The sequence below is a fragment of the Streptomyces cavernae genome (genome assembly GCF_004023625.1).
Classification (GTDB): domain Bacteria; phylum Actinomycetota; class Actinomycetes; order Streptomycetales; family Streptomycetaceae; genus Streptomyces; species Streptomyces cavernae.
The window spans coordinates 417,772-444,441 of the sequence record NZ_ML137708.1; the positions used below are offsets into that span (position 1 = coordinate 417,772).

Below are 26,670 nucleotides of genomic sequence, written 5' to 3' on the forward strand. Positions count from 1 at the left end.
ATGGTCACACAACGCAGACGGGCTGTCCGCGGAACCGCACAATCATGGCGCCGGACTCGCTCAAGCGAAAGAGATGAGCCATGAGAACTCGCAGAGCCGCACTTCTCGGAGCTCTTGCCACAGTGTCGATGCTCGCAGCCAGTGCCTGCGGCGCCACCGCGAACAAGGAGGATTCGGGCAGCGTAGGCGGGAAGGACAAGCCCGTCAGCGGACTGCGTCTGATGGTGCCCAACACCCCGGGCAGCGGATACGACGTCACCGCCCGCACCGTCGCCCAGGTGATGCAGGGTGCCAAGGTCGCCTCCGGGGTCCAGGTGTACAACCTGCCCGGGGCCGGCGGCACCGTGGGGCTGCAGCGCCTGGTGAACGAAAAGGGCAACGGCAAGCTGGCCATGCAGATGGGCCTGGGCGTCGTCGGAGCCGCGTACACGTCCAAGTCGGAGGCGACCCTGACCGACACGACGCCGCTCGCCAAGCTGATCGAGGAGGCCGGCGCGATCGTCGTGTCGAAGGACTCCCCGTACAAGACGATCGACGACCTCGTGAAGGCCTGGAAGAAGGACCCGAAGAAGGTCTCGGTGGGCGGCGGCTCGTCGCCGGGCGGCCCGGACCATCTGCTGCCGATGCAGCTGGCGAAGGCCGTGGGCATCGAGCCGAAGAAGGTCAACTACGTCGGCTACGACGGCGGCGGTGAGCTGCTGCCCGCCATCCTCGGCAACAAGGTCGCCTTCGGCGCCAGTGGGTTCGGCGAGTTCCTCGACCAGATCGAGGCGGGACAGGTGCGGGTGCTGGCGGTGACCAGCGAGGAGGCGATCCCCGCCGTGAAGAAGGCCCCGACGCTGAAGTCGTCCGGGATCGACCTGGTCTTCACCAACTGGCGCGGCATCGTCGCCCCTCCGGGCATCACCGAAGACCAGAAGGAGACCTGGATCGACGCCCTCACCAGGATGCACGACTCCACCCAGTGGAAGGCCGAGCTGAGCAAGCGCGGCTGGACCGACGCCTTCGCCACCGGTGACGAGTTCGCCACCTACATCAAGGAACAGGACAAGTCCGTCGCCGATCTGCTGACCGAGCTCGGGCTGGCATGAGCTCCCAGGTAGACGAACGGAGCGCGGAGAGCACCCGTTCCCCCGAGGGCAAGGACCGCGCACAGTACGGGGTGTGCGCGTTCCTCGCCCTGCTGGGCGCCGCGGTGATCGTCGACGGGCTCGGCATCCGGCACCTCACCAGCACCACCGACCCGGTGGGGCCGCGCACGGTGCCGGTGATCCTGGGAGTGCTGCTCCTGGTGGTCGCGGCGGTGTACGCGGTCGACGTGGCCCGGGGCGGCCGCGGTGAGCCGGAGGCCGGCGAGGACGTCGACCTGTCCCAGGGCAGCGACTGGCGCACGGTCCTGCTGCTGATCGTCGCGTTCCTGGTGAACGCGGTGCTCATCGAACGGCTCGGCTGGGTGATCAGCGGCACGCTGCTGTTCTGGGGCACCGCCTTCGCCCTCGGCAACCGGCACTACGTACGCAATCTGGCGATCGCGGTGGCCCTGTCCCTCATCACCTTCTACGCCTTCGCGATCGGGCTCGGTGTGAATCTCCCGGCCGGTGTGCTGCAAGGGATCCTGTGATGGAGAACCTGAACCATCTGATGCAGGGCTTCGAGGACGTCGTGGCCCCGATGAACCTGCTGCTGGCGCTGATCGGTGTCGTGATCGGCACCGCGGTGGGCGTGCTGCCGGGCATCGGCCCGGCGATGACCGTGGCCCTGCTCCTGCCGATCACCTACGGCATGGAGCCGGTCCAGGCGTTCATCATGTTCGCGGGCATCTTCTACGGCGGTATGTACGGCGGGTCGACCACCTCCATCCTGCTGAACACCCCTGGGGAGTCGTCCTCGGTGGTGACGGCCATCGAGGGCAACAAGATGGCCAAGGCCGGACGGGCCGCACAGGCCCTCGCCACCGCGGCGATCGGTTCCTTCGTCGCGGGCACCATCGGCACCCTGCTGCTCGTGCTGGTGACACCGTTCGTGGTGGAGTTCGCGGTCAGCCTGGGCGCGCCGGACTACTTCGCGCTGATGCTGCTCGCCTTCGTCGCGGTCACGTCGGTGCTCGGCTCGTCCCGTATCCGGGGCCTGATATCGCTGCTGCTGGGTCTGACCATCGGTGTCGTCGGCATTGACGCGGTGTCCGGGCAGCAGCGGCTCACCCTCGGCATCCCCCAGCTGGCCGACGGGATCGACGTGGTCGTCGTCGCCGTGGGGATCTTCGCCGTGGGCGAGGCGCTGTGGGTCGCCGCGCATCTGCGGCGCAAGCCCGCCGAGGTCACCCCGGTCGGCCGGCCGTGGATGGGCGCCGGCGACTGGAAGCGGTCGTGGCGGCCCTGGCTGCGCGGTACGGCGTACGGTTTCCCGTTCGGCGCGCTCCCGGCCGGCGGTGCGGAGATCCCGACCTTCCTGTCCTACGCGACGGAGAGGCGGCTGACCAAGCACCCCGAGGAGTTCGGCAAGGGCGCGATCGAGGGCGTGGCCGGGCCGGAGGCGGCGAACAACGCCTCCGCGGCGGGCACCCTGGTCCCGATGCTGGCCCTCGGGCTGCCGGCGAACGCGACCGCGGCGGTGATGCTCGCGGCGTTCCAGATGCACGGCATCCAGCCCGGCCCCCTGCTGTTCGAGCGGGAGACGGCCCTCGTGTGGGCGCTGATCGCCAGCCTGTTCATCGGCAATCTGCTGCTGCTCCTGCTGAACCTGCCGCTCGCTCCCACCTGGGCGAAGCTGCTGCGGATCCCGCGCCCCTACCTGTACGCCGGAATCCTGTTCTTCGCGTCGATGGGCGCGTACGCCGTCAACGCCCAGCCCGTGGACCTGTTCGTGCTGCTGGTGCTCGGACTCCTGGGATTCGCGATGCGGCGGTTCGGACTGCCGGTGCTGCCGCTGATCGTGGGCGTCATCCTCGGCCCCCGGGCCGAACTCCAGGGCCGGCGCTCGCTGCAGCTCTCGGGCGGCGAGTTGTCGGGCCTGGTGGGCGGGCCGGTGTCCTACGCGGTCTACACGACGGTCGTGCTGATGCTGGCGTGGCCGCTGATCCGGCGGTTCGTCGTCCGTCCCCTGCGGGCGGCGCGCCGCGCCTGAGACCTGTCCGAGGTTGTCCTGGATCACCCGGGATCACCAGGAATTACCCGGGAGGGAGAGCAGACTTGACCGTACTGATCGGATACGTACCCTCGCCCGAGGGCGAGGCGGCGCTGCGCGCGGGCATCGACGAGGCCCGTCGGCGTGGCGAGAGAATACTGGTGGTGAACACTTCGCGAGGTGATGCGATGGTGGACACCCGGTTCGCGCAGGAGCCCGATCTGGCCCATGTGCGCGAGGACCTGGCCGCGCTGGGGATCGACTTCGACATCCGCCAGGTACTCGGCGGACGTGACGCCGCCGAGGAGATCATCGAGCTGGCGGAGAAGTCGGAGGCGTCCCTGGTGGTGATCGGCCTGCGGCGGCGCAGCGCGGTGGGCAAGCTGATCATGGGCTCGTCCGCGCAGCAGATCCTGCTGGGGGCCGGCTGCCCGGTCCTGGCCGTGAAGGCCGCAGCCACCACGTCCTGAACCCGGCCCCCCGGCCGACTCGCCGAACGGCCGCACACCTCGTGGGTGTGCGGCCCTTCGCATATCCCCGGGGCCGGGAGCGGGGCTCGGGATCCGTCGGGCTGGGGCCGGGGGAGGAGAACGGGGGCCGGGGGGCAGGGGAACGGGGGGCCGAGGGCCCGGAGCCGGGAAGCCCAGCCACGACGGCCTGGCGTCGAGGGGGCCGGGTGTCCGGGGAAGGGCCGCGGGTGGTTGGGCGCCGGTGGAGCGGGGACCCGTACTCAGGTGCTGTCCGGTCCAGTGGAACCAGTAGAGGGGAGCAGCAGCGATGCAGCAGGCGGATGACGCCGCTCGGGACGAGCGTGGCACTGTTCCCGGCCTGCACCTGGCGGTGCGGCCGGCCGACGAGGGGTATCGGCCCGCGGGGGCCGAGGAACCCGAGACGGAGCTGCCACACGACCGTCACCAGGCGATCCTGGAGGCGACGAAGCAGGTCGGTTCCCTGTTGAAGCGGCACGGACACAGCTTCGCCGTGGCGGGCAGTGTCGCCGTCTACGCCCACGGAGGAACCGCCAACCTGCAGCATGACGCCGACTTCTGCGTCAGACGAGAGGACGCCGACGCGGTCGTCTCCGCATTGAGCGAGGCCGGTCTGGTGGTCTACGAACCGCCGGAGGACTGGTTGCTGAAGGCCAAGTGCCTGGGCCAGGACATCGACCTGATCTTCGAGCTGGCCCACGAGCCGGTCACCTCCGAACTGCTGGGCAGGGCCGAGGAGTTGTCCGTGGACTCGGTACGCATGCCAGTCCTGGCACCCACCGACCTGATGCGCAGCCTGCTCGCATCCTTCTCCGAACATCACTGCGACTTCGGTGCCGTGCTGCCGATCGCGCGGACGCTGCGGGAGAAGGTCGACTGGGAGCGGATCCGTGAGGACTCCCACGACGCGCCGATGCCGGCGGCCTTCCTCTACCTGCTGGAGCGTCTGCAGGTGATCGCACCACCGAGGGGAACCCGATGAGCGAGTACGGCGAAGCGGCGAACACCGAGTACCGGGTCGCGCACCTGGAGGAACGGCTCGCCGCCGAGGAACTGGGCGAACTGGGCATGCGCGTGGAGGTGCGCGGGACGACCGTGTCCGTGCGGGGAACCGTGCCCACCACCCAGTGCCGTGACGAACTGCTGCACGTGGTGCGCGACGAACTGGCGGGGCTCACGGTCCACACGGACATCGTGGTAGCCGAGACCACCGCCCCCGACCACCCGGAGGAACTGGCATGATCCGCGTCGCGGCCGTCGGCGACATCCACATGGGAAAGGACAGCCAGGGGCTGCTCAGGCCGGCCTTCGACACGCTTCCCGACTGCGCCGACCTCCTGCTCCTCGCCGGTGACCTCACGCGTCACGGCACACCGGAGGAGGCACGGGTGGTCGCCCGGGAGGTGAGCGGCCTGCCGGTCCCGGTGGTCGCCGTGCTCGGCAACCACGACCATCACGACGAGCGGCCGGACGAGGTCACCGCCGTCCTCCGGGAGGCGGGCGTGCGGGTCCTGGAAGGTCAGGGCACGGTCGTCGAGGTCGACGGGGCACGTGTCGGTGTCGCCGGAACCAAGGGGTTCGGGGGCGGGTTCGCCGGTCGCTGCGGCAGCGAGTTCGGGGAGCCGCTGATGAAGGAGTTCATCCGGTACACGCGTCGCTGCGCGGACGGACTGCGCGACGGTCTCGAGGACCTGGCACGGCAGGGCTGCGAGGCGCGGATCGCGCTCACGCACTTCTCCCCCGTCCCCGACACCCTGGCCGGCGAGCCCCTGGAGATCTATCCGTTCCTCGGCAGCTATCTGCTGGCCGAGGCGATCGACACCGCGGGCGCGGACCTCGCCGTCCACGGCCACGCCCACGCGGGCACGGAACACGGCATGACCAGCGGGGGCGTGCGCGTACGCAATGTCGCGCAGCCGGTCATCCGCCGGGCGTTCAGCGTGTACCACCTGCACGGCAGCGAAGCGTCCGCGGCCGCGTGAACCGCCGCCGCGGCCGGCCCGGTGGGCGACGCGATCCCGGCACTACACCGTCACCAAGTGAGGAGTTGTCCTGGGCCGATGAGTGTCGGGGCGGTGTACCAACGAGGGCGGGAGGTTGGGGCCTTGTTCGAGGGGTTTGAGACCAAGCGGGTTCAGGTCGATGAAGCATCGATTTCCGTTCGCTACGGCAGGGAAGGGCCGCCGGTGGTGCTGCTGCACGGCCACCCCCGGACATCTGCGACCTGGCATCGCGTCGCCCCGCTCCTCGTCCGGCGCGGTTTCACCGTGGTCTGTCCCGATCTCCGGGGTACGGCCGGTCCACAGGCCCGGCGCCCACCCCGCACCACTACCGCATCTTTAGGCAACGCTCCTGACTAAACAAAATCGACCAATGCCTGACTGTCTGCCGACACGTGGGTGCCATCGGTACGGCACAGGCAGCAGTGCGGCACAGGCAGCGATGCGGCTCAGCTGTACATGTCCAGGACTTCCGTGATCCTGCGGAGCGTGTCGCCGTCGCCGCCGAAGTGCGCCAGCACGCTGAGGAGTTCACGCAGGTGAAGGATGGGCAGCCGCTCACGCCAGCCGTCCTGGAGGGGGCTGATCTCCTGGTAGGCGGCCGTGAACTCCTCGGGGACCGCGCCGCATCCGTAGAGCATGCTGAGCTCCGCCTCGGGCCAGCCGTAGTACACGGCCGGATCGCACAGGGCGGGCGGCCCGGTCAGGCCCGGAAGGACATTGGCGTGCCACAGGTCGCCGTGGAGCAGCGCGGCGGGCTGCTGCGGTATCAGGTCGGGGAGCCGGTGTGCCAGGCGTTCCACGCGTGCCCGGTTCGTCCGGCCGAGGGCCCGGGCGCAGGCGGGCGCGTCCAGCCAGCACAGCAGCCGGTGTTCAGCGAAGAAGGCGTGTCCGTCGTCGCTCCAGGTGTTGCGCTGGACCATCCGGCCGATGTAGTTGTCCGTCACGTGTCCGAACCGCTCGCTGGTGACCTGGTGCTGCCGGGCCAGTCCGCGTCCGAGGTGCGTCCAGGACGCGCGGGTGAAGGCGTGGCTCCCGCGGTCCTCCAGCAGGAGGTACCGCTCCCCGCACAACAGCGTCGCCGGCACGGGCAGGGCTCCGGCCGACGCCAGCTGCCTCAGGCCCGCGGCCTCCAGGCGGTAGAGGTCGGCGGGAGCGTCGGTGGACTGCTTGAGGATCCAACTGCTCCCCGAGGCGCCGGTGATGCGGGTGGTGGAGCTGATTGACCCACCGTGCAGTTCCTCGCTGCGGGTGACCTGGCCGTGTCCCGTGAGCCGCAGCCATTCGGCGACGGCGGGAGGCACCGGGGGTGGGGTTCGCTGCTGCATTCCGGTTAGCCGCTCTTCCGGTCGTCGGGTTGTGGAGGCCCACCCCGGGCGTCGACGGCGTCAGCCGGACACGGGGTGTCCTTCCGGGGTGAGTGACGTGCTGGTGTACGCCTCGGGGTCGAACCGGGCCAGACGTCGGCGCATTCGGCCCGTCGACCAGGGCCAGCTGAAGCTGTTGCGGCCGTTGCCGTCGAGATAGTAGCTGGAGCATCCGCCCGCGTTGTAGACGGTGGACGGCAGTGCCTGCTGGACCTCGGCGTTGAAGGCGGCCTGGACCTCCGGGCGTACGTCCATCACGGTCCAGCCCGCCGAGCGGAAGTGTCGCAACGCAGCTGCGATGTAGTCGAGTTGGGCTTCCAGAACCATGTAGGCGGATGAGTGCCCGGTGCCGAGGTGCGGTCCGAGGAGGATGAACGCGTTGGGGAATCCACTGACGGTGGTGCCCAGATAGGCGTCCGGGCTGCCCTTCCAGCGGTCGTCGAGGCTGGCTCCGTCGGCGTCGAACACGCGCTGGGCGATGGGCATGTCGAGGATGCGGAAGCCGGTGCCCAGGATGATGGTGTCCACGTCCGCGGTGCTGCCGTACGCGCCGATGACGCGGCTGCCCCGGACGGCCTCGACCGCCGTGGCGTGGACGGTGACGTTGGGCCTGGTGAGGGCGGGATAGTACGTGTTCGACAGCAGGAGACGTTTGCAGCCGAGGGTGTAGTCGGGGGTGAGGGCCCGGCGGAGCCCCGGGTCCTTGACCGTGGCCCTGAGGTGGAGCGTGCCCACCTGCTGCACGGCGCGCAGGAGCGAGGGATGCCGGAATCCCGTGCCGAGGGCTTCCAGGGCCGCGTACTCAGCGCTCCGCAGGACCCGTTGGGCCACCGGGAGGCGGCGCATCAGCCATCGCTCGGCGCGCGGCACATGATGGTCGGGTTTGGGCAGCACCCACTGGGCCGTGCGCTGGAACAGGTGCAGCCGGCCGACACGCGGCTGGATGGCGGGAACGAACTGCACGGCGGACGCGCCGGTGCCGACGACCGCGACACGTGCACCCGTCAGATCGTGGTCGTGGCGCCAGCGCGAGGAGTGGAAGACCTCGCCGGGGAAGTCGGCCAGTCCGGGCACGTCCGGCAGCAGGGGCTCGTGCCAGGGCCCGGCCGCCGCGATCAGAAAGCGCGCCGTGTAGTGGTCACGGTTGGTCTCGATGTGCCAGCGGGCGTCGTGGGGGTTCCACTGCGCACGGGTTACTTCGGTACCGAAGCGGATGAGCGGGGTGATGCCGTGCGCCGCGGCCGTACGGTGGAGATAGGCACGGATCTCGGGCTGGCCGGCGAAGGCACGCGTCCACTCGGGGTTGGGTGCGAAGGAGTAGGAGTAAAGGGCCGACGGGACGTCGCAGGCGCAGCCCGGATAGGTGTTGTCCCGCCAGGTGCCGCCGAGTTCGTCCGCCTTCTCGATGACGACGACGTCGCGTATTCCCGTGCGGCGGAGCCCCACGGCGGCTCCGATGCCGGACAGTCCGCCGCCGATGATCAGCGCCTCTGAGTGGTGGGTCTCGCGGGTGACGGTCGCGGCGGGGCCGGGGGCGTCGGGGCTCGGCATGTCAGGCTCCTGTACGGGCGTCGTCGCGGAGGTGGCCGGTGCGGCGGGGATCGGGGGCGGGCGCCAGGCGGTCGCGGACGACGGCCCGCGTGGTGCGCAGAGCCGTCTCGAGGACCGCCGGACGGCGTCCGCCGTCCATGAAGTTGCCGCCCATGACGTCGAGGTCGGCCGGAGTGGGCTCGATGCGGACGACCCGGGTGCCCGTAGCCCGCAGCGCCGCGCACTCGTCGTTCAGCGTGCGGGTCATGGCCCGGCGCAGCAGTGCCTCGGCCCGGCCGAGACCGCGGCGCGGTCCGGGCGAGACGGAACTCATCGGCGCCACGACGTACACCTCGTCGAGCCCATGGGGGACGAGGAGGTCGGCCGAGGCCGTGGAGAGGATGCCGCCGTCGGCGTAGCGCCGGCTGTCGATGCGTACGGGCCGGAACCAGCCGGGGACCGCCCAGGAGGCGCGCAGCGCATCCCGGAGGGCGGCCCGCGGGAAGTCGGGGTGTCCGAAGACGGTGCGGCGGCCCGTGTCGAAGTCGGCCGCGACCAGCCAGGTCGCGGGATGGCCGACCCACTGCCCGGCGGGCGTCAGCTGGTCGGCGAGGGCCGCCAGCCAACCGGCGTCGGCACGCCCCTGTGGCAGCAGCGCGGACAGGCCCGCCAGCGCCGGAACGGTACCCCGCAGCGCGCCACGTGCCAGCCGCGGCGATCCGGGGAAGGCCGCGGGGCGGGGCGGGAAGGCCCGGGGCGGGGCCGCGAAGTGCCGGACCAGTTCCGGGCGGGCGTCCTCCTGGGCGAGCTGTGCCGCCAGCAGCTCCGCCACACCGATGCCGGCGCCGAGCATGGCCGCGAGCTCCGCCCCGGCCGAGGTGCCCACCAGCACGTCCGCGTCCCGCGGGTCCCAGCGCAGCGCTTCCTCGAGTGAGTGCAGGGCGCCGATCGTCCATGCGGCGCCGAGTGTTCCGCCGCAGCCGAGCACCAGTCCCCGGGAAGGGGCCGTTCGCCTACCAGTTGTTGTCACTGAGTCTCCGCCGATTCGGATACCGATGAGATCCGGATACTAGTGGTATCTGAAGACGGGGGAACAGTCCTGTGCGGGGATAGGATCCGAAGGCCTCAGCAAGGGGATCGACGATCGGGGTCAGCCGAAGGCCGCCGGACGGGAAGGGGAGCGAGACATGGCCCGCCTCAGCCGCGTCGAGAGTCAGGAACTCACTCGCGAGCGGCTCGTCGCCACCGCACGTGAGTTGTTCCTGCGCAACGGCTACGGCGCCACCTCTCTCAGCGATGTGGCGGAGACGGCCGGGTACTCAAAGGGGGCCGTCTACTCCAACTTCCGCAACAAGGACTACCTCTGTCTCGCCGTCCTCGACGACATCCGCGCCCGGCAGCTGGCACTGCTCACCGAGTCCGTGATGCGTGACGAGCGGATCGAGGACCGCCTCGCCACCTTCACCGCCTGGGGCGAGGCCCACATCGGTGACGAGGCCTGGACCACGCTCGAGGTCGAGTTCCTCACCCGGGCGCGGCATGACGAGGAACTGCGGCGCGAGATCACGGAGCGCGTCGGCGCGATCCGTGAGGCGCTCGCGCAGCTTCTCGACGCGCTGGCCCGGGAATTGGGCGCCTCCCTGGCGATGCCCGCCGAACAGGCCGCGATGACGCTGCTCAGCCTGGGCATCGGCCTCGGCATCCAGCGCGTGGCCGACCCGGCCGTCCCGACCGCGGTGCTGACGGACACCCTGCGGCTCATCCTGCGCAAGGGCCGGTGAGATCACCGGAATCAGCCGGATTCCCAAGGCCAGACACCGTCCCAAGGTCAGCCACACTCCCAACCGCAGCCGGAGCCTCACGGTGGGTGACACCTGGGGAGCGCAAGGACCACTGGACCGCACCGAGGGTACGCGCCCACCCACCATCGGTGAATTGATTAACCAATGTGCCGCACGGCAGTTGACTTCATCAATCCATCAGATTTACTTTCAGCCGCATCGATTTGCGCCAACTCCCTTGAAGCACTTGACCTTCGAGGGCCTTCTCCTTGCGAGGAGCTCATGAACGCGCACCTCAAAGCACTTTTCGCCGTCTCGCTGAGCGGGGCGCTCGCCCTGGGTCTCACCGCCTGTGGAGGCTCCTCCGGGGAATCCGGCTCGAGCGACACCATCAAGGTCGCCTACTGGCGCCAGGTGGACAACAAGTCCCGGGTGATGGACAACTACCTGGCCATGGTGAAGGAACAGTTCGAGAAGGCCGCCAAGGGCAGGAAGGTCGAACTGGTCCCCATCCAGGCCTCGGAGAACGACTACTACTCCAAGATCCAGCTGATGATGCGCTCGCCGCGCACCGCCCCCGACCTGGTCTACGAGGACACCTTCCTGATCAACGCCGACATCGCCAGCGGCTATCTGGCCCCGATCGACGACTATCTGAAGGGCTGGGAGGACTGGGGCCAGTTCGTCGACACCGCAAAGGCCGCCGCCAAGGGCCAGGACGGCAAGACGTACGGCGTCCCGGACGGCACCGACACCCGCGGCCTGTGGTACAACAAGCAGCTCTTCGCGAAGGCCGGGCTGCCCACCGACTGGAAGCCGAAGAGCTGGGACGAGGTGCTGGACGCGGCCCGCACCATCAAGAAGAAGCTCCCCGGCGTCACGCCGATGAACATCTACACCGGGAAGGCCGCGGGCGAGGCCGCGACCATGCAGGGCTTCGAGATGCTGCTGTACGGCACCGGTGAGAATCCGTTGTACGACGCGTCGTCGAAGCAGTGGGTCGTCGGCAGCAAGGGTTTCAAGGACTCCCTCGAATTCCTGGACACGGTGTTCAAGGAGAAGCTGGGCCCGGCCGTCGAGGACGCCCTCGACGCGAACTTCGGCAGCACGGTGGCCACGGAGCTGCTGCCGGCTGGCAAGCTCGCCATCGACCTGGACGGGTCGTGGATGGGCAACAACTGGATCGAGACCGGCGCCAAGCCCTGGCCGGAGTGGAACACGGTGCTCGGCACCACGGCCATGCCCACCCAAGGGGGCCAGTCCCCCGGCACGGTGACCCTGTCCGGCGGCTGGACCTGGGCGATCCCGTCCAAGTCGAAGAACCCCGAGCTGGCCTTCGACTTCATCAAGGCGATGCAGACGAAGGACAACGCTGTCGAGTACTGCATCCGCAACGCGGGCATCGCGGTGCGCGAGGACGTCGCCGCCGACGCCCGGTACCAGAAGTCCATGCCCGGGGTCGACTTCTTCACCGGCCTGGTCCAGTACACCCACTACCGTCCGGCGCTGCCGGTCTACCCGCAGGTGTCCACCGCGATCCAGGAGGCGATGGAAGCGGTGACGACCGGTCAGGCGAGCCCGGACAAGGCAGCGGCCGACTACGACGAGGCGGTCAGGAGCGCTACCGACGGAGCGGTCGTCAGCCGTGGGTGACCTCGCCGTGACTACGGGGGCGGCCGGCGCGGGCGCGGGCGGTCGGTGGGCCGGTGCCCGCCGCCCGCGCCCCTCCGGGTCCCCCTCCCCCGCCGCGCGGGCCCGCCGGTCGCTGCTGCGCGGGCTCCCGGTGCTTCCCGCGGTGGTCCTGCTGCTGCTCTTCCTCGCCGGACCGATCGCGTACTGCGTGTACTACGCGTTCACCGACATGCGGCTGACGGGCGCCAGCGGAGCGCGTTTCGTCGGACTCGACAACTTCACAAAGGCCTTCGACGACCCCGACTTCTTCAACGCGGTCGTCCTCACCCTCGTGTTCACCGTGGTGTCGTCGATCATCGGCCAGAACACGCTGGGTCTGGCGCTCGCCGCCCTGCTCCAGAAGGCGTCCCGGGCGGTACGGTCGATCGCGGGCACGGTGGTGCTCGCCGCCTGGGTCATCCCCGAGGTGGTGGCCGCCTACCTGCTGTATGTGTTCTTCCGCAAGGAGGGAGAGCTCAACGCCATCCTCTCCCTGCTCCATCTGCCGCAGCAGAACTGGCTGTACACGCTGCCCATCCTCGCCGTCTCCCTGGCCAACGTCTGGCGGGGGACGGCGTTCTCCATGCTCGTCTACTCCGCGGCGCTGAGGGAGATCCCCCAGGAGATCACCGAGGCCGCGGAGGTGGACGGCGCCGGGCGGTGGCACCGGCTGTGGCACATCACCCTGCCGATGATCCGTCGTTCCATCGGCACCAACCTGATGCTCAACACCCTGCAGACACTGTCGGTGTTCGGCCTGATCTTCGTCATGACCCGTGGCGGTCCGGGCAACAAGAGCCAGACCCTTCCGCTGTATATGTACGAACAGGCCTTCCAGAACAGCCTGATCGGCTACGGCACGGCGGTCGCGCTGATGCTGCTGGTGGTAGGAGCGCTGTTCTCGGTGCTGTATCTGCGACTGCTGCGGACGGAGGTCTGATGGCCGTCATCGCCAGGCCGGACAGCACCACTTCGCCGCGCGCCCGGCGTCCGGCCGCGCTCGGTACACGGCACCGCGATCGCCGCCGCTCCGAACGTGCCGTGGTGAACGCGGTGTTGTCATTGATCGCCCTGTGCTTCCTGGCACCGCTGGTGTGGTTGTTCCTGGCCTCGGTGAACGGCACGGCCGGTCTGCGGATCACCTCGCCGGACCCGCTGACCCTCGACAACTTCCGCGCCGTGCTCACCACCGACATCACCTTCCTGCCGATGTTCAACGGCCTGGTGCTGTGCGGCGGGGCGACCGTACTGTGTGTGGCGGCGTCGGTCCTGGCGGCCTATCCGCTCTCCCGGTACGAGTCCCGGTTCAAGCGCCCGTTCCTGCTCACCATCCTGTTCGCCACGGGGTTGCCGATCACGGCCGTGATGGTGCCGGTCTACGGGATGTTCGTCCAGGTCAACCTGATCGACACCATGTACGGCACCATCCTGTTCCTGGGGACGTCCTCGCTGCCGTTCGCCATCTGGCTGACCAAGAACTTCATGGACGGCGTACCGCTGGTGCTGGAGGAGGCGGCCTGGACGGACGGCGCGTCCGGCATGCAGACACTGCGCCGGGTCGTGCTGCCGCTGATGTGGCCGGGGGTGACGGTCGTGACGATCTTCACCTTCATCCTGATGTGGGGCAACTTCTTCGTCCCGTTCTTTCTGCTGCTCTCCCCCGACCAACAGCCGGCCTCGGTCAGCATCTTCACCTTCTTCGGCTCCCGCGGAACGGTCCAGTACGGCCAGCTCGCCGCCTTCTCGGTGCTGTACTCGACGCCGGTGATCGTGCTGTACGTGGTCATGTCCCGCCTGATCGGCGGCAGTTCGGCGCTCGGTGGAGCTTTGAAGGGCTGAACCGGACTGGACGGGTTCACACGGGACGGGTTCACACGGGACGGGTTCACGGTGGACGGGTTCAAGCGGGATGTGCGTCCGGGCGTTCCGCCGGACCGGCGTTGGTCCCGTATGCCGCCACCTGGGCGAGGAACGCGTCCACCAGGTCATGTGCCCGCTGCCGGGATTCGTTCCTGAGGGCGGTGGTGTCGGCGAGCAGCCGGTCGGGGTCGACCCCGTGTTCCGCGGCCTGGCGGCGGCCGCCGAGGTCGAACCACATCCGGAGGGTCGCCTCGGTGATCTCGGGGTGGAACTGCACGCCGAGCGCACGGCCGGAGCGGAACGCCTGTGGTCCCACGGCGCTGTGTGCCAGCTCGACGGCTCCCGGCGGGGTCACGAAGCGGTCGAAGTGCCACTGGAACCACGGTCCCGCCGCCACCAGTTCCGGCGCCTCGGACTCCACGGTCGTCCAGCCGATCTCGGGGCGTGGCGCCCTCTCGACCCGTCCGCCCAGGGCGGTTGCCAGGGCCTGGGCGCCGAAGCAGATGCCGAGGACGGGGGTGCCCGAGGCGTGCGCGGTGCGCAGCAGGTGGAGTTCGCCGTCGATCCAGGGTGCGACGGCGTTCCGGTCGTAGACGGACCAGGGGGCGCCGAGCAGGACCAGCAGGTCGTACCCGGCCGGGTCGGGGAACACGAAGTCGACCGCGGGGGCCCGGTGGCGGTCGGCGGGGACGACCGTCACCTCGTCGAGTACGTAGCCGAGCCGGGTGAGCCGGCCACCGACGGGCCCGGACAGTGACGCGTGGTCGTGGCGTACCACGAGGGCGCGTAGGGCGCGTGCGGGCGTCGTCAACTCAGCTTCTCCACCCGGCGCATGACCTCGCGGCAGAACGCACCCACGCCGCCGGGGTCGTCGGTGAACTGGGAGGGCTTCACACAGAACGTGGTGAAACCCTGCGCCATCTGTTCGGGGATCGACTCCAGCGCCCGTGCGAGGTCCGCGCACGAGGTGTCGTCCGGGAAGACGACGCGTATGCCGCCGATCATCTCCAGGTCGGCGATGTCCCGTCCGGCGGCGGCCATCGCCCGCGTCAGCTTCCGCATCTCCTCGGGCGTGGGCCGTCCGAGCGGGTTGAAGGCGTGACCGTACCGTACGATCCGGCGCACCATGGCGTCGTGCATGCCGGCACCGCCGAGACACAGTCGCGGACCGTCGGGGCGGTGGGCCTTGGGCTCGAAGTAGACGTTCTCGAAGCCGTAGTGCTCGCCCTTGTGCGACACGGGAGAAGGGCCCCACAACTTCGCCCAGATCTCCAGGTGCTCGTCGAGCAGCTTCCCGCGCCGGGAGAAGGGGACGCCGAGGGCCTCGTACTCGTCACGGCTCCAGCTCACATTGGGCAGCACCATCAGCCGGCCCTCGCTCAGCAGGTCGAGGGTGCCCAACTCGCGGGCCAGTAGCAGCGGATGGCGGAGCGGGGCGATCACCGCCGAGGCGGCGAGGCGCACCCGGTCGGTCACGGCCGCGATGGCGGCGAGCAGGAGCAGGGAGTTGGGCCAGGGTGTGTACGGGTCCTGGTTGCCCGGCAGCGCCCAGTCGCGGGGGTTGCCCATGATGCCGTTCACGCCGGCGTCCGGTCCGAGCACGATGTGTTCGCTGATCATCACGGAGTCGAACCCGGCGTCCTCGGCCTCCCGGGCCCAGCGCACCACCGTCGGCAGGTCGGCACGACCACCGGTCATGGTCCAGTTCTCGCTGAGCACGAGCTGCATACGGGGAATGCGGTCCGGCACCGGGACCTCCGATCTCCGGTCTTCGAATGTCATTTGATCCCAAACAATATGCCGATGCGGACTGGGACGGCAAGAGCGTGCCTTTCAGGCAGCCGGGTCGGCGCAGCGGAGCCGCCCAAGGCCGCGGCAGCGCGGCGGCCGGTCGGCCGCCACACCGTGCCTCACCGGTGGCGCGGCCTCCCGCGCCTGCCGCCTCTGGGGCCGCCGGAGCCCCCGGAGCCCCCGGAGCCGCCGGAACCCGCGGAACCGCCCCGGCCCCCGGAGCCGCCGCGCGGCTTCCCGGCGCTCGACTTTCCGCCGGTCGTCTTCCCGCCGCTCGTCTTCCCGCCGGCTGGCTTGCGCCGTGCGCCGGACGTGTCGGGGCGCTTGCTCTCCGGCTGTGCCGTGCCGCTCGTGGGGCGGCCCCGGGTGCTGTTGACGGTCCGGCCGCGGACGATCCCGATGAAGTCCTCGACCAGATCGGTCGTCGCGTCCTCGGGCCACGACAGTGCGACGCTCGACTGAGGGGCGTCCACGAGCGGCCGGTAGGTGAGATCCCTGCGGTGGTGCAGGCGGGCCAGCGACTGCGGGACGACGAGGAGGCCCACGCCCGCGCCCACGAGTTCGATGGCGTCGGCCGTGGTGGCGGGGCGCTCGACGGCGGGCCGCCCCGGCGGCGCGGCCCAGCCGAGGACGTCGTCGAGCGGGTGGAGGACGACATCGTCGGCGATGTCGTCGGCCGACACCTCGTCCACCGCCGTCACGAGATGGTCCTTGGGCACGACGACCACGGTCGTCTCGGTGTAGAGGGGGATCGCGCTGAAGACCGCGCGGTCGACCGGCAGCCGGAGGAGCGCCGCGTCGGCTCCCCCGCTCCGCAGCACATCGGCCGCTTCCGCGGCGGGCACGGGGACCAGGGTCAGGGGGACGTCGGGCAGGCGCTCGTTCCAGATGCTCACCCACTTGGCGGGCGTCACCCCCGGGACGTACGCGAGCCGGAACGATGGGGATGCTTCCGAGCCTGTCACCCGGCCAGGCTACCCGCTCACGGCCGAGGTCCCGCCCGAGGCATCGGCGATCCCGCCCGAGCCACCGGAGGTCCCGCCCCGGGCACCGGCAGACCGTACACGGCACCGGCATCCCGCACGGGCCGCCGGCGGTCCCGTACTCCGCACCGGCAGACCGTACACGGCACCGGCATCCCGCACGGGCCGCCGGCGGTCCCGTACTGACGCACCAGGAGACCGTACGCGGCACCCGCATCCCGGTCGCGGCCGATGGTCCATCAGCCGGCGTCGGCGATCCAGTGCGCGGGCGCCCGTATCCCGCACGGGGTGTCGGCGGTCCGGCGAGCGGCAGCGGCATCCCGGTCGCGGCCCCCGACCCCGCCCTGGCGGCGGCGGTCCCGCACGCGGCAGCCGTCCCGCGCACGGCGGCAGAGGCTCCCGCGTCAGGCCGATAGTCTTGTCGCCATGAAGTCGCAACAGACCACCCAGACGCTGAAGCCCGCGACCGCGGCCAAGAAGCTGGGTGTGTACCTCGGGGCCACCCCGGCCGAGTTCCAGGCGGGTGTCGTCTCACGTGCCGAGTTGAACCAGCTCCAGGCCGATCCGCCCGAGTGGCTGCGCGAGCTGCGGCGACGCGGACCCCACCCCCGTCCGGTGGTCGCGGCGAAACTGGGCGTCTCCATCTCGGGTCTCGCCCGCGGCGGAATCACGGACCCTCTCACGACCGAGCAGATCGAGGCGTTGCTGACGGCTCCGCCCGAGTGGCTGGAAAAGGAACGCGCCACCCAGGCCGAGGTCCGCAAGGAAGCGGCACGCATCAAGAAGAAGAACGCCGAACTCGCCGAGCAGACCCGCCGATAGCGCGCCCGGCCCAAGGCCCGGCGCACGGCCCGGCCCCTCCGTCCGCCCGCGGCCCGGCCACGGAGCCGTCGGGGTGGCCTGCCCAGGCGCCGTGGCCGGCGCTCCGCCAGTACCGCGTGACGCTGGTGTGGTCACCGGCGACACCGAGCAGGACCGCCGCCGCCGTGCCCGGGCCGAGGCCGGCCATGTCGAGGGCTTCCGTCCCGCACCGGGCGAGCGCGTGGCGGAGCGCCCAGTCCTCCACCGCGTCGGGTCCGTCGTCCGGGGCCGCCGCCATCGGCGTTCGGTAGGGGCCGGTGTCGAACCTAGTGGGCGTGAAGCGGGGACTCCGGCGAACACCCCGCGCCGCAGGGCCTCGGCGCCCGCGCCGAAGGCGGTGCGCACGCCGAAGCCGGTCACGGCAACCTCACCGCTCAACGCGGCCACCTCACCGCTCAACACAGCCGCCTCACCGCTCAACACAGCCGCCTCACCGCTCAACACGGCCACCCCCGTCCGCCTGATCCGTCCGGGCGGCGGCGTGCAGGGACTCGGTGAGCCTGCGGAGTGAGGTCAACTGCGCGATGTCCTCGTCGCCGGGCTCCACGACCAGGCCGTAGCGCTCCTCCACCACGTGCAGCAGCCACACCAGACCCAGGGAGTCCAGGACCAGTTCGGTGTCCTCGCCGAGGTCGGCGGGCACCCCGGGGAAGATCTTGCGGTCCGACAGCAGCTCCCGGACGGTGTCGGTGGTGATGAAAGCCGGATCACCCGCGGCAGCTTGTAGTCGGCCAGCCGCTCCCGGCACCAGCGCAGCAGTTCCTCGGCGGAGGGGCGCTCCACCGGCGGCCGGCGCGACATACGCCTCGGTGATGCCTTCGTCGACCAGCACCGCCTGCTCGACCGCCGGGTGCTCGCGGAGCACGTTCTCCACCTCGGTGAGGTCGACCTTCAGGCCGCCGATCACGACGAGTGAGTCCGCTCGGCCGTGCACCCGGACCGCCCCGGTGGCGTCCACCGTGGCCCGGTCGCGGGCGTGCAGGCTGCCGTCCGCGTACTGCGTACCGCCGGAGTCGAAGAGGTACGGCGACTCCTCCAGCGCGACGTCCGGTTCGCCGTTGTGCTCCCGTATCACCAGGCCGGGTGCCGCCCGGCCGACCGAGGGCCGCAGCGCGCCGCCGACGTCCATGGCGACCACACCGGTCTCGGTGGTCCCGTAGGACTCGCCGACCGGAACGCCGTACCGCTCGGCGAACCGTTCCGCGACCTCCGGCGGCATCAACTCGCCGCCGGAAACGGCAGTCTGAACGGCGCCTCCACGGCCTTCATCCTCGCCAACACCCTCGGCGGCGGCTTCGCTCCCCTCGCCGCCACCTGGCTGAACAGCCGGTGGAACTCACCGCTCGTGCTCGGTTTCTACACCGGCAGCCTCTGTCTGCTGAGCCTCCTGTGCCTGCTGGCCCTGCCGGAAACCCGCGACTGCGACTTCGCCACGTGACGGCACCCTTGGGTCGCCCGGTGTCCGGACGGCGCTGTGCCCCGCGTGCCGGGACCAGGAGCGGCCGGCTGCTCGGGCACGTGCAGTCAGTCATCGGGGTAGTGGATGGCGTCATCCTTTGCAACACCTCCTGAGGGCCTGTCCGGCGGAACAACCGGACAGGCCCCCGGTCCGAGGATGCTCAGCGCTTGAGCGTGAAGGTGAAGTCGCCGGAGAGCTTGCCGGTCAGCCGGACTGCCGAAACGAGATTCCCCTCCGTGATCAGTCTCTCGACCTCCGCCCGCGAGAGTCCGCAACCTTCAGCGACCAGTCGCACCGGCCGGACGGGGATCCGCGCCGCAAAGCGGACTGAAACGTCGATCACCTCGCAGTCCAGGTGATCCGATCCGCCGGTGTCGAGGCGCCAGGCGCCGTCCCAGTCGAGGGCGATGCGATTACGGCGCCGCACGACCGCGTCCTGAAGCAGCTCGGCTGCCAGGACAGGGTCGTTGTCATGCAGCCGGTCCAGCAGCTCAGGCCGTACCGAGCGCACGTTCATCCGTTCCAGAACCGTGAGCTTTGCCGTGTCCCCGCAAGCGGTACAGAGCACGAGGAGCCAGGCGTCGAGGAGTTTGTGGTTGGCGTTGACGCGAAACTTGCCGTTCGCCCGGAAACGCTCGGACGCGCAGGCGTGGCAACGGCGGAGAACGGTCGGCAGACAGGTGGGCATGACCACCCAGTTGTTGAGCACAGAAGTACACCGGTTTCAGATGAGAAGTCCGCAGCAAAAAGGAGCGCGGCGCGCATGCGCGACGCGCGACACATCAGCTCTCGGGAGGTCTCACACGGTGTACAACGGCACGTCCTTACCCAGACGACTTGGCTCGGCAGCACGGTAATGGCGCACAGCGGCACGGCTCCACTGGTTTTCGAGCGCCTCACCACCAGGTTCCATCCGGCGGATCATGACCCATCGGGCGGCGCCCACCTCCACCGTGTGCGCTTCGGCGGCGTGCGGATGCCGACCGACGAGGACGGCGTCGCCGCGGCGGCGGTCGCGGCACTGCATGCGACCGCCGCCGACAGCGGACGCCCCTCCGGTCAGTTCACCAGACCGGCCTGGGTCAGCCAGTCCTTCGCGACCGTGTCGGCGTCCTCCTTGTCGTTGACGAGCTTCTTCATCATCTCCAGCAGGTCCTCGGTGGTGAGCTTGGCCGAGACGGCGTTGAGCGCCGCCTTGGACTTGTCGTCGAAGGCCTCCTTGTAGATCAGGGGGTCACGTTCTGCGAGGAGAACAGGTTCTTCGGGTCCTCCAGCACCACCAGCTTGTCCTCGACGATGGCGGGATCGGTGGTGTAGAGGTTGGCGGCCTGGACCGTGTCCTTCTTCAGCAGATCCAGCAGGGTGCTCTGGGTGCCCGCGTCCAGCGGCTGGTACTTCTTGAACTCCACGCCGTACACCGTCTTGAGCCCGACCAGGCCCTGGGTGCGGGTCTTGAACTCCGAGCTGCCCCCGATCGTCATCTTGCCCGCCACGGCCTTGAGATCGGCCAGCGACTTGAGGTTGTACTTGGCCGCGATCTCAGGGGTGACGGTGACCGAGTCCTTGTCCTCGGCGGCGGAGGAGTCGAGTATCTCAAGTCGAGCTGGAGGCCACGGGTGATGTAGTAGCCGAGACCGCCCTGGCCGATCAGCTGCCCCACCGCGACCAGACTGATGGAGGAGACGGCGGCGACGCGCACACCGGCGACGACGACGGGCACGGCGATGGGCAGTTCGACCTGGACGACACGGCGTAGTCGTCCGGGAAGACGACGCGTATGCCGCCGATCATCTCCAGGTCGGCGATGTCCCGTCCGGCGGCGGCCATCGCCCGCGTCAGCTTCCGCATCTCCTCGGGCGTGGGCCGTCCGAGCGGGTTGAAGGCGTGACCGTACCGTACGATCCGGCGCACCATGGCGTCGTGCATGCCGGCACCGCCGAGACACAGTCGCGGACCGTCGGGGCGGTGGGCCTTGGGCTCGAAGTAGACGTTCTCGAAGCCGTAGTGCTCGCCCTTGTGCGACACGGGAGAAGGGCCCCACAACTTCGCCCAGATCTCCAGGTGCTCGTCGAGCAGCTTCCCGCGCCGGGAGAAGGGGACGCCGAGGGCCTCGTACTCGTCACGGCTCCAGCTCACATTGGGCAGCACCATCAGCCGGCCCTCGCTCAGCAGGTCGAGGGTGCCCAACTCGCGGGCCAGTAGCAGCGGATGGCGGAGCGGGGCGATCACCGCCGAGGCGGCGAGGCGCACCCGGTCGGTCACGGCCGCGATGGCGGCGAGCAGGAGCAGGGAGTTGGGCCAGGGTGTGTACGGGTCCTGGTTGCCCGGCAGCGCCCAGTCGCGGGGGTTGCCCATGATGCCGTTCACGCCGGCGTCCGGTCCGAGCACGATGTGTTCGCTGATCATCACGGAGTCGAACCCGGCGTCCTCGGCCTCCCGGGCCCAGCGCACCACCGTCGGCAGGTCGGCACGACCACCGGTCATGGTCCAGTTCTCGCTGAGCACGAGCTGCATACGGGGAATGCGGTCCGGCACCGGGACCTCCGATCTCCGGTCTTCGAATGTCATTTGATCCCAAACAATATGCCGATGCGGACTGGGACGGCAAGAGCGTGCCTTTCAGGCAGCCGGGTCGGCGCAGCGGAGCCGCCCAAGGCCGCGGCAGCGCGGCGGCCGGTCGGCCGCCACACCGTGCCTCACCGGTGGCGCGGCCTCCCGCGCCTGCCGCCTCTGGGGCCGCCGGAGCCCCCGGAGCCCCCGGAGCCGCCGGAACCCGCGGAACCGCCCCGGCCCCCGGAGCCGCCGCGCGGCTTCCCGGCGCTCGACTTTCCGCCGGTCGTCTTCCCGCCGCTCGTCTTCCCGCCGGCTGGCTTGCGCCGTGCGCCGGACGTGTCGGGGCGCTTGCTCTCCGGCTGTGCCGTGCCGCTCGTGGGGCGGCCCCGGGTGCTGTTGACGGTCCGGCCGCGGACGATCCCGATGAAGTCCTCGACCAGATCGGTCGTCGCGTCCTCGGGCCACGACAGTGCGACGCTCGACTGAGGGGCGTCCACGAGCGGCCGGTAGGTGAGATCCCTGCGGTGGTGCAGGCGGGCCAGCGACTGCGGGACGACGAGGAGGCCCACGCCCGCGCCCACGAGTTCGATGGCGTCGGCCGTGGTGGCGGGGCGCTCGACGGCGGGCCGCCCCGGCGGCGCGGCCCAGCCGAGGACGTCGTCGAGCGGGTGGAGGACGACATCGTCGGCGATGTCGTCGGCCGACACCTCGTCCACCGCCGTCACGAGATGGTCCTTGGGCACGACGACCACGGTCGTCTCGGTGTAGAGGGGGATCGCGCTGAAGACCGCGCGGTCGACCGGCAGCCGGAGGAGCGCCGCGTCGGCTCCCCCGCTCCGCAGCACATCGGCCGCTTCCGCGGCGGGCACGGGGACCAGGGTCAGGGGGACGTCGGGCAGGCGCTCGTTCCAGATGCTCACCCACTTGGCGGGCGTCACCCCCGGGACGTACGCGAGCCGGAACGATGGGGATGCTTCCGAGCCTGTCACCCGGCCAGGCTACCCGCTCACGGCCGAGGTCCCGCCCGAGGCATCGGCGATCCCGCCCGAGCCACCGGAGGTCCCGCCCCGGGCACCGGCAGACCGTACACGGCACCGGCATCCCGCACGGGCCGCCGGCGGTCCCGTACTCCGCACCGGCAGACCGTACACGGCACCGGCATCCCGCACGGGCCGCCGGCGGTCCCGTACTGACGCACCAGGAGACCGTACGCGGCACCCGCATCCCGGTCGCGGCCGATGGTCCATCAGCCGGCGTCGGCGATCCAGTGCGCGGGCGCCCGTATCCCGCACGGGGTGTCGGCGGTCCGGCGAGCGGCAGCGGCATCCCGGTCGCGGCCCCCGACCCCGCCCTGGCGGCGGCGGTCCCGCACGCGGCAGCCGTCCCGCGCACGGCGGCAGAGGCTCCCGCGTCAGGCCGATAGTCTTGTCGCCATGAAGTCGCAACAGACCACCCAGACGCTGAAGCCCGCGACCGCGGCCAAGAAGCTGGGTGTGTACCTCGGGGCCACCCCGGCCGAGTTCCAGGCGGGTGTCGTCTCACGTGCCGAGTTGAACCAGCTCCAGGCCGATCCGCCCGAGTGGCTGCGCGAGCTGCGGCGACGCGGACCCCACCCCCGTCCGGTGGTCGCGGCGAAACTGGGCGTCTCCATCTCGGGTCTCGCCCGCGGCGGAATCACGGACCCTCTCACGACCGAGCAGATCGAGGCGTTGCTGACGGCTCCGCCCGAGTGGCTGGAAAAGGAACGCGCCACCCAGGCCGAGGTCCGCAAGGAAGCGGCACGCATCAAGAAGAAGAACGCCGAACTCGCCGAGCAGACCCGCCGATAGCGCGCCCGGCCCAAGGCCCGGCGCACGGCCCGGCCCCTCCGTCCGCCCGCGGCCCGGCCACGGAGCCGTCGGGGTGGCCTGCCCAGGCGCCGTGGCCGGCGCTCCGCCAGTACCGCGTGACGCTGGTGTGGTCACCGGCGACACCGAGCAGGACCGCCGCCGCCGTGCCCGGGCCGAGGCCGGCCATGTCGAGGGCTTCCGTCCCGCACCGGGCGAGCGCGTGGCGGAGCGCCCAGTCCTCCACCGCGTCGGGTCCGTCGTCCGGGGCCGCCGCCATCGGCGTTCGGTAGGGGCCGGTGTCGAACCTAGTGGGCGTGAAGCGGGGACTCCGGCGAACACCCCGCGCCGCAGGGCCTCGGCGCCCGCGCCGAAGGCGGTGCGCACGCCGAAGCCGGTCACGGCAACCTCACCGCTCAACGCGGCCACCTCACCGCTCAACACAGCCGCCTCACCGCTCAACACAGCCGCCTCACCGCTCAACACGGCCACCCCCGTCCGCCTGATCCGTCCGGGCGGCGGCGTGCAGGGACTCGGTGAGCCTGCGGAGTGAGGTCAACTGCGCGATGTCCTCGTCGCCGGGCTCCACGACCAGGCCGTAGCGCTCCTCCACCACGTGCAGCAGCCACACCAGACCCAGGGAGTCCAGGACCAGTTCGGTGTCCTCGCCGAGGTCGGCGGGCACCCCGGGGAAGATCTTGCGGTCCGACAGCAGCTCCCGGACGGTGTCGGTGGTGATGAAAGCCGGATCACCCGCGGCAGCTTGTAGTCGGCCAGCCGCTCCCGGCACCAGCGCAGCAGTTCCTCGGCGGAGGGGCGCTCCACCGGCGGCCGGCGCGACATACGCCTCGGTGATGCCTTCGTCGACCAGCACCGCCTGCTCGACCGCCGGGTGCTCGCGGAGCACGTTCTCCACCTCGGTGAGGTCGACCTTCAGGCCGCCGATCACGACGAGTGAGTCCGCTCGGCCGTGCACCCGGACCGCCCCGGTGGCGTCCACCGTGGCCCGGTCGCGGGCGTGCAGGCTGCCGTCCGCGTACTGCGTACCGCCGGAGTCGAAGAGGTACGGCGACTCCTCCAGCGCGACGTCCGGTTCGCCGTTGTGCTCCCGTATCACCAGGCCGGGTGCCGCCCGGCCGACCGAGGGCCGCAGCGCGCCGCCGACGTCCATGGCGACCACACCGGTCTCGGTGGTCCCGTAGGACTCGCCGACCGGAACGCCGTACCGCTCGGCGAACCGTTCCGCGACCTCCGGCGGCATCAACTCGCCGCCGGAAACGGCAGTCTGAACGGCGCCTCCACGGCCTTCATCCTCGCCAACACCCTCGGCGGCGGCTTCGCTCCCCTCGCCGCCACCTGGCTGAACAGCCGGTGGAACTCACCGCTCGTGCTCGGTTTCTACACCGGCAGCCTCTGTCTGCTGAGCCTCCTGTGCCTGCTGGCCCTGCCGGAAACCCGCGACTGCGACTTCGCCACGTGACGGCACCCTTGGGTCGCCCGGTGTCCGGACGGCGCTGTGCCCCGCGTGCCGGGACCAGGAGCGGCCGGCTGCTCGGGCACGTGCAGTCAGTCATCGGGGTAGTGGATGGCGTCATCCTTTGCAACACCTCCTGAGGGCCTGTCCGGCGGAACAACCGGACAGGCCCCCGGTCCGAGGATGCTCAGCGCTTGAGCGTGAAGGTGAAGTCGCCGGAGAGCTTGCCGGTCAGCCGGACTGCCGAAACGAGATTCCCCTCCGTGATCAGTCTCTCGACCTCCGCCCGCGAGAGTCCGCAACCTTCAGCGACCAGTCGCACCGGCCGGACGGGGATCCGCGCCGCAAAGCGGACTGAAACGTCGATCACCTCGCAGTCCAGGTGATCCGATCCGCCGGTGTCGAGGCGCCAGGCGCCGTCCCAGTCGAGGGCGATGCGATTACGGCGCCGCACGACCGCGTCCTGAAGCAGCTCGGCTGCCAGGACAGGGTCGTTGTCATGCAGCCGGTCCAGCAGCTCAGGCCGTACCGAGCGCACGTTCATCCGTTCCAGAACCGTGAGCTTTGCCGTGTCCCCGCAAGCGGTACAGAGCACGAGGAGCCAGGCGTCGAGGAGTTTGTGGTTGGCGTTGACGCGAAACTTGCCGTTCGCCCGGAAACGCTCGGACGCGCAGGCGTGGCAACGGCGGAGAACGGTCGGCAGACAGGTGGGCATGACCACCCAGTTGTTGAGCACAGAAGTACACCGGTTTCAGATGAGAAGTCCGCAGCAAAAAGGAGCGCGGCGCGCATGCGCGACGCGCGACACATCAGCTCTCGGGAGGTCTCACACGGTGTACAACGGCACGTCCTTACCCAGACGACTTGGCTCGGCAGCACGGTAATGGCGCACAGCGGCACGGCTCCACTGGTTTTCGAGCGCCTCACCACCAGGTTCCATCCGGCGGATCATGACCCATCGGGCGGCGCCCACCTCCACCGTGTGCGCTTCGGCGGCGTGCGGATGCCGACCGACGAGGACGGCGTCGCCGCGGCGGCGGTCGCGGCACTGCATGCGACCGCCGCCGACAGCGGACGCCCCTCCGGTCAGTTCACCAGACCGGCCTGGGTCAGCCAGTCCTTCGCGACCGTGTCGGCGTCCTCCTTGTCGTTGACGAGCTTCTTCATCATCTCCAGCAGGTCCTCGGTGGTGAGCTTGGCCGAGACGGCGTTGAGCGCCGCCTTGGACTTGTCGTCGAAGGCCTCCTTGTAGATCAGGGGGTCACGTTCTGCGAGGAGAACAGGTTCTTCGGGTCCTCCAGCACCACCAGCTTGTCCTCGACGATGGCGGGATCGGTGGTGTAGAGGTTGGCGGCCTGGACCGTGTCCTTCTTCAGCAGATCCAGCAGGGTGCTCTGGGTGCCCGCGTCCAGCGGCTGGTACTTCTTGAACTCCACGCCGTACACCGTCTTGAGCCCGACCAGGCCCTGGGTGCGGGTCTTGAACTCCGAGCTGCCCCCGATCGTCATCTTGCCCGCCACGGCCTTGAGATCGGCCAGCGACTTGAGGTTGTACTTGGCCGCGATCTCAGGGGTGACGGTGACCGAGTCCTTGTCCTCGGCGGCGGAGGAGTCGAGTATCTCAAGTCGAGCTGGAGGCCACGGGTGATGTAGTAGCCGAGACCGCCCTGGCCGATCAGCTGCCCCACCGCGACCAGACTGATGGAGGAGACGGCGGCGACGCGCACACCGGCGACGACGACGGGCACGGCGATGGGCAGTTCGACCTGGACGACACGGCGTACCGCGGTGAATCCCATGGCCGTGGCCGCCTGCCGTACGGGCTCGGGGACGGACGCCAGCCCGTCCACGACATTGGGCACCAGGACCGACAGGGTGTACAGCGTCAGCGGGATCATCACCGT

30 protein-coding genes and 5 pseudogenes are annotated in these 26,670 nt (G+C 70.2%); 16 read left to right on the plus strand and 19 right to left on the minus strand.

What is annotated here, in order from left to right:
• Positions 1 to 80 precede the first annotated feature (80 nt).
• The 8 genes and pseudogenes from EF387_RS01905 to EF387_RS01940 form a co-directional block, all read left to right on the plus strand.
• Positions 81 to 1,091, plus strand: a complete 1,011-nt coding sequence (locus EF387_RS01905; protein WP_128374673.1) for a Bug family tripartite tricarboxylate transporter substrate binding protein — start codon at positions 81 to 83, stop codon at positions 1,089 to 1,091.
• Positions 1,088 to 1,621 carry a tripartite tricarboxylate transporter TctB family protein gene (locus tag EF387_RS01910; RefSeq protein WP_128374674.1) on the plus strand — a complete coding sequence of 178 codons (534 nt, stop codon included), beginning with the start codon at positions 1,088 to 1,090 and terminating at the stop codon, positions 1,619 to 1,621. Before EF387_RS01905 ends, EF387_RS01910 begins: the two co-directional genes overlap by 4 nt.
• A complete protein-coding gene (locus EF387_RS01915; protein WP_128374675.1) occupies positions 1,621 to 3,123 on the plus strand; it encodes a tripartite tricarboxylate transporter permease in 1,503 nt (500 codons plus the stop codon). The genes EF387_RS01910 and EF387_RS01915 overlap by 1 nt, the downstream gene beginning before the upstream one ends.
• A gap of 65 nt (positions 3,124 to 3,188) precedes the next feature.
• Complete coding sequence (locus EF387_RS01920) at positions 3,189 to 3,593, plus strand: universal stress protein (RefSeq protein WP_128374676.1); 405 nt, start codon at positions 3,189 to 3,191, stop codon at positions 3,591 to 3,593.
• A 307-nt stretch (positions 3,594 to 3,900) separates the two neighbouring features.
• Entirely contained in the window at positions 3,901 to 4,593 is a 693-nt protein-coding gene (locus tag EF387_RS01925) for a nucleotidyltransferase family protein (protein ID WP_128374677.1), read from the plus strand.
• Positions 4,590 to 4,853 (plus strand): hypothetical protein, encoded by a 264-nt coding sequence (locus tag EF387_RS01930; protein WP_128374678.1) that lies wholly within the window; start codon positions 4,590 to 4,592, stop codon positions 4,851 to 4,853. The genes EF387_RS01925 and EF387_RS01930 overlap by 4 nt, the downstream gene beginning before the upstream one ends.
• The gene (locus EF387_RS01935) at positions 4,850 to 5,593 is read left to right on the plus strand and encodes a metallophosphoesterase family protein (protein WP_128374679.1); all 744 of its coding nucleotides are present in this window, start codon (positions 4,850 to 4,852) and stop codon (positions 5,591 to 5,593) included. Before EF387_RS01930 ends, EF387_RS01935 begins: the two co-directional genes overlap by 4 nt.
• Positions 5,594 to 5,716: 123 nt before the next feature.
• A pseudogene (locus tag EF387_RS01940) lies at positions 5,717 to 5,940 on the plus strand (alpha/beta fold hydrolase); the annotation flags it as partial.
• A gap of 120 nt (positions 5,941 to 6,060) precedes the next feature.
• On the opposite strand, the gene EF387_RS01945 reads toward EF387_RS01940, so the two are convergent.
• Genes EF387_RS01945 through EF387_RS01955 form a run of 3 tightly spaced genes read right to left on the minus strand, consistent with a single transcriptional unit; the run spans position 6,061 to position 9,538 of the window.
• Entirely contained in the window at positions 6,061 to 6,939 is an 879-nt protein-coding gene (locus EF387_RS01945; protein WP_128374680.1) for a fructosamine kinase family protein, read from the minus strand.
• Between the two features lie 60 nt (positions 6,940 to 6,999).
• On the minus strand, positions 7,000 to 8,529 hold the full coding sequence (locus tag EF387_RS01950) for a flavin-containing monooxygenase (RefSeq protein ID WP_128374681.1): 1,530 nt from the start codon (positions 8,527 to 8,529) through the stop codon (positions 7,000 to 7,002).
• A gap of 1 nt (position 8,530) precedes the next feature.
• The gene (locus EF387_RS01955; RefSeq protein WP_238431280.1) at positions 8,531 to 9,538 is read right to left on the minus strand and encodes a patatin-like phospholipase family protein; all 1,008 of its coding nucleotides are present in this window, start codon (positions 9,536 to 9,538) and stop codon (positions 8,531 to 8,533) included.
• Between the two features lie 157 nt (positions 9,539 to 9,695).
• On the opposite strand from EF387_RS01955, the gene EF387_RS01960 reads away from it, so the two are divergent.
• The 4 genes from EF387_RS01960 (at position 9,696) to EF387_RS01975 (ending at position 13,799) form a co-directional block, all read left to right on the plus strand.
• A complete protein-coding gene (locus EF387_RS01960; protein WP_128374682.1) occupies positions 9,696 to 10,289 on the plus strand; it encodes a TetR/AcrR family transcriptional regulator in 594 nt (197 codons plus the stop codon).
• Positions 10,290 to 10,571: 282 nt separating this feature from the next.
• Positions 10,572 to 11,942 carry an ABC transporter substrate-binding protein gene (locus tag EF387_RS01965; protein WP_128374683.1) on the plus strand — a complete coding sequence of 457 codons (1,371 nt, stop codon included), beginning with the start codon at positions 10,572 to 10,574 and terminating at the stop codon, positions 11,940 to 11,942.
• Between the two features lie 112 nt (positions 11,943 to 12,054).
• Complete coding sequence (locus tag EF387_RS01970) at positions 12,055 to 12,900, plus strand: carbohydrate ABC transporter permease (protein WP_238431292.1); 846 nt, start codon at positions 12,055 to 12,057, stop codon at positions 12,898 to 12,900.
• Complete coding sequence (locus EF387_RS01975; protein WP_128374684.1) at positions 12,900 to 13,799, plus strand: carbohydrate ABC transporter permease; 900 nt, start codon at positions 12,900 to 12,902, stop codon at positions 13,797 to 13,799. Before EF387_RS01970 ends, EF387_RS01975 begins: the two co-directional genes overlap by 1 nt.
• A gap of 61 nt (positions 13,800 to 13,860) precedes the next feature.
• On the opposite strand, the gene EF387_RS01980 is transcribed toward EF387_RS01975, so the two are convergent.
• From EF387_RS01980 to EF387_RS01990, 3 genes are all read right to left on the minus strand, one after another.
• On the minus strand, positions 13,861 to 14,631 hold the full coding sequence (locus EF387_RS01980; protein ID WP_128374685.1) for a type 1 glutamine amidotransferase: 771 nt from the start codon (positions 14,629 to 14,631) through the stop codon (positions 13,861 to 13,863).
• On the minus strand, positions 14,628 to 15,602 hold the full coding sequence (locus EF387_RS01985; RefSeq protein WP_238431281.1) for a TIGR03619 family F420-dependent LLM class oxidoreductase: 975 nt from the start codon (positions 15,600 to 15,602) through the stop codon (positions 14,628 to 14,630). The genes EF387_RS01980 and EF387_RS01985 overlap by 4 nt, the downstream gene beginning before the upstream one ends.
• 128 nt (positions 15,603 to 15,730) lie before the next feature.
• Positions 15,731 to 16,576 carry a LysR family substrate-binding domain-containing protein gene (locus EF387_RS01990; RefSeq protein WP_128374686.1) on the minus strand — a complete coding sequence of 282 codons (846 nt, stop codon included), beginning with the start codon at positions 16,574 to 16,576 and terminating at the stop codon, positions 15,731 to 15,733.
• Positions 16,577 to 17,020: 444 nt separating this feature from the next.
• Between EF387_RS01990 and EF387_RS01995 the strand changes: the two genes are divergently transcribed.
• Entirely contained in the window at positions 17,021 to 17,416 is a 396-nt protein-coding gene (locus tag EF387_RS01995; protein ID WP_128374687.1) for a DUF5997 family protein, read from the plus strand.
• 469 nt (positions 17,417 to 17,885) lie between these two features.
• On the opposite strand, the gene EF387_RS02005 is transcribed toward EF387_RS01995, so the two are convergent.
• Together EF387_RS02005 and EF387_RS47940 are read right to left on the minus strand one after the other, a co-directional pair.
• Positions 17,886 to 18,530, minus strand: coding sequence for a hypothetical protein (locus tag EF387_RS02005; RefSeq protein WP_238431295.1), 645 nt, complete (start codon positions 18,528 to 18,530; stop codon positions 17,886 to 17,888).
• 54 nt (positions 18,531 to 18,584) lie between these two features.
• Positions 18,585 to 18,674 (minus strand): annotated as a pseudogene (locus EF387_RS47940) (hypothetical protein); the annotation flags it as partial.
• A gap of 30 nt (positions 18,675 to 18,704) precedes the next feature.
• Here EF387_RS47940 and EF387_RS02010 point away from each other — a divergent pair.
• A pseudogene (locus tag EF387_RS02010) lies at positions 18,705 to 18,893 on the plus strand (MFS transporter); the annotation flags it as partial.
• 181 nt (positions 18,894 to 19,074) lie between these two features.
• Here the strand turns inward: EF387_RS02010 and EF387_RS02015 are convergent.
• The 5 genes from EF387_RS02015 to EF387_RS02035 form a co-directional block, all read right to left on the minus strand.
• Positions 19,075 to 19,623, minus strand: a complete 549-nt coding sequence (locus EF387_RS02015) for a DUF1062 domain-containing protein (RefSeq protein WP_128374688.1) — start codon at positions 19,621 to 19,623, stop codon at positions 19,075 to 19,077.
• A gap of 350 nt (positions 19,624 to 19,973) precedes the next feature.
• Entirely contained in the window at positions 19,974 to 20,144 is a 171-nt protein-coding gene (locus tag EF387_RS49340; RefSeq protein ID WP_338058076.1) for a glycine betaine ABC transporter substrate-binding protein, read from the minus strand.
• Complete coding sequence (locus EF387_RS02025; RefSeq protein ID WP_338058077.1) at positions 20,141 to 20,506, minus strand: glycine betaine ABC transporter substrate-binding protein; 366 nt, start codon at positions 20,504 to 20,506, stop codon at positions 20,141 to 20,143. The genes EF387_RS49340 and EF387_RS02025 overlap by 4 nt, the downstream gene beginning before the upstream one ends.
• 55 nt (positions 20,507 to 20,561) lie before the next feature.
• Positions 20,562 to 21,482, minus strand: coding sequence for a TIGR03619 family F420-dependent LLM class oxidoreductase (locus tag EF387_RS02030; protein ID WP_238431282.1), 921 nt, complete (start codon positions 21,480 to 21,482; stop codon positions 20,562 to 20,564).
• 128 nt (positions 21,483 to 21,610) lie between these two features.
• The gene (locus EF387_RS02035; RefSeq protein ID WP_128374686.1) at positions 21,611 to 22,456 is read right to left on the minus strand and encodes a LysR family substrate-binding domain-containing protein; all 846 of its coding nucleotides are present in this window, start codon (positions 22,454 to 22,456) and stop codon (positions 21,611 to 21,613) included.
• 444 nt (positions 22,457 to 22,900) lie between these two features.
• Between EF387_RS02035 and EF387_RS02040 the strand changes: the two genes are divergently transcribed.
• Positions 22,901 to 23,296, plus strand: a complete 396-nt coding sequence (locus EF387_RS02040; RefSeq protein ID WP_128374687.1) for a DUF5997 family protein — start codon at positions 22,901 to 22,903, stop codon at positions 23,294 to 23,296.
• A gap of 469 nt (positions 23,297 to 23,765) precedes the next feature.
• On the opposite strand, the gene EF387_RS02050 is transcribed toward EF387_RS02040, so the two are convergent.
• Both EF387_RS02050 and EF387_RS47945 read right to left on the minus strand, forming a co-directional pair.
• Positions 23,766 to 24,410: a hypothetical protein gene (locus EF387_RS02050; RefSeq protein WP_238431295.1), complete on the minus strand. Its 645-nt coding sequence runs from the start codon at positions 24,408 to 24,410 to the stop codon at positions 23,766 to 23,768.
• A 54-nt stretch (positions 24,411 to 24,464) separates the two neighbouring features.
• Positions 24,465 to 24,554 (minus strand): annotated as a pseudogene (locus EF387_RS47945) (hypothetical protein); the annotation flags it as partial.
• 30 nt (positions 24,555 to 24,584) lie between these two features.
• On the opposite strand from EF387_RS47945, the pseudogene EF387_RS02055 reads away from it, so the two are divergent.
• Positions 24,585 to 24,773: pseudogene (locus EF387_RS02055) on the plus strand (MFS transporter); the annotation flags it as partial.
• A gap of 181 nt (positions 24,774 to 24,954) precedes the next feature.
• Here the strand turns inward: EF387_RS02055 and EF387_RS02060 are convergent.
• The 4 genes from EF387_RS02060 to EF387_RS02075 form a co-directional block, all read right to left on the minus strand.
• Positions 24,955 to 25,503 (minus strand): DUF1062 domain-containing protein, encoded by a 549-nt coding sequence (locus EF387_RS02060; protein WP_128374688.1) that lies wholly within the window; start codon positions 25,501 to 25,503, stop codon positions 24,955 to 24,957.
• A gap of 350 nt (positions 25,504 to 25,853) precedes the next feature.
• Positions 25,854 to 26,024, minus strand: coding sequence for a glycine betaine ABC transporter substrate-binding protein (locus EF387_RS49345; RefSeq protein ID WP_338058076.1), 171 nt, complete (start codon positions 26,022 to 26,024; stop codon positions 25,854 to 25,856).
• Positions 26,021 to 26,386 carry a glycine betaine ABC transporter substrate-binding protein gene (locus EF387_RS02070; RefSeq protein ID WP_338058077.1) on the minus strand — a complete coding sequence of 122 codons (366 nt, stop codon included), beginning with the start codon at positions 26,384 to 26,386 and terminating at the stop codon, positions 26,021 to 26,023. The genes EF387_RS49345 and EF387_RS02070 overlap by 4 nt, the downstream gene beginning before the upstream one ends.
• The coding region (locus EF387_RS02075) for an ABC transporter permease subunit (RefSeq protein WP_238431293.1) at positions 26,272 to 26,670 on the minus strand (399 nt) is incomplete at its 5' end. The genes EF387_RS02070 and EF387_RS02075, both read right to left, overlap by 115 nt.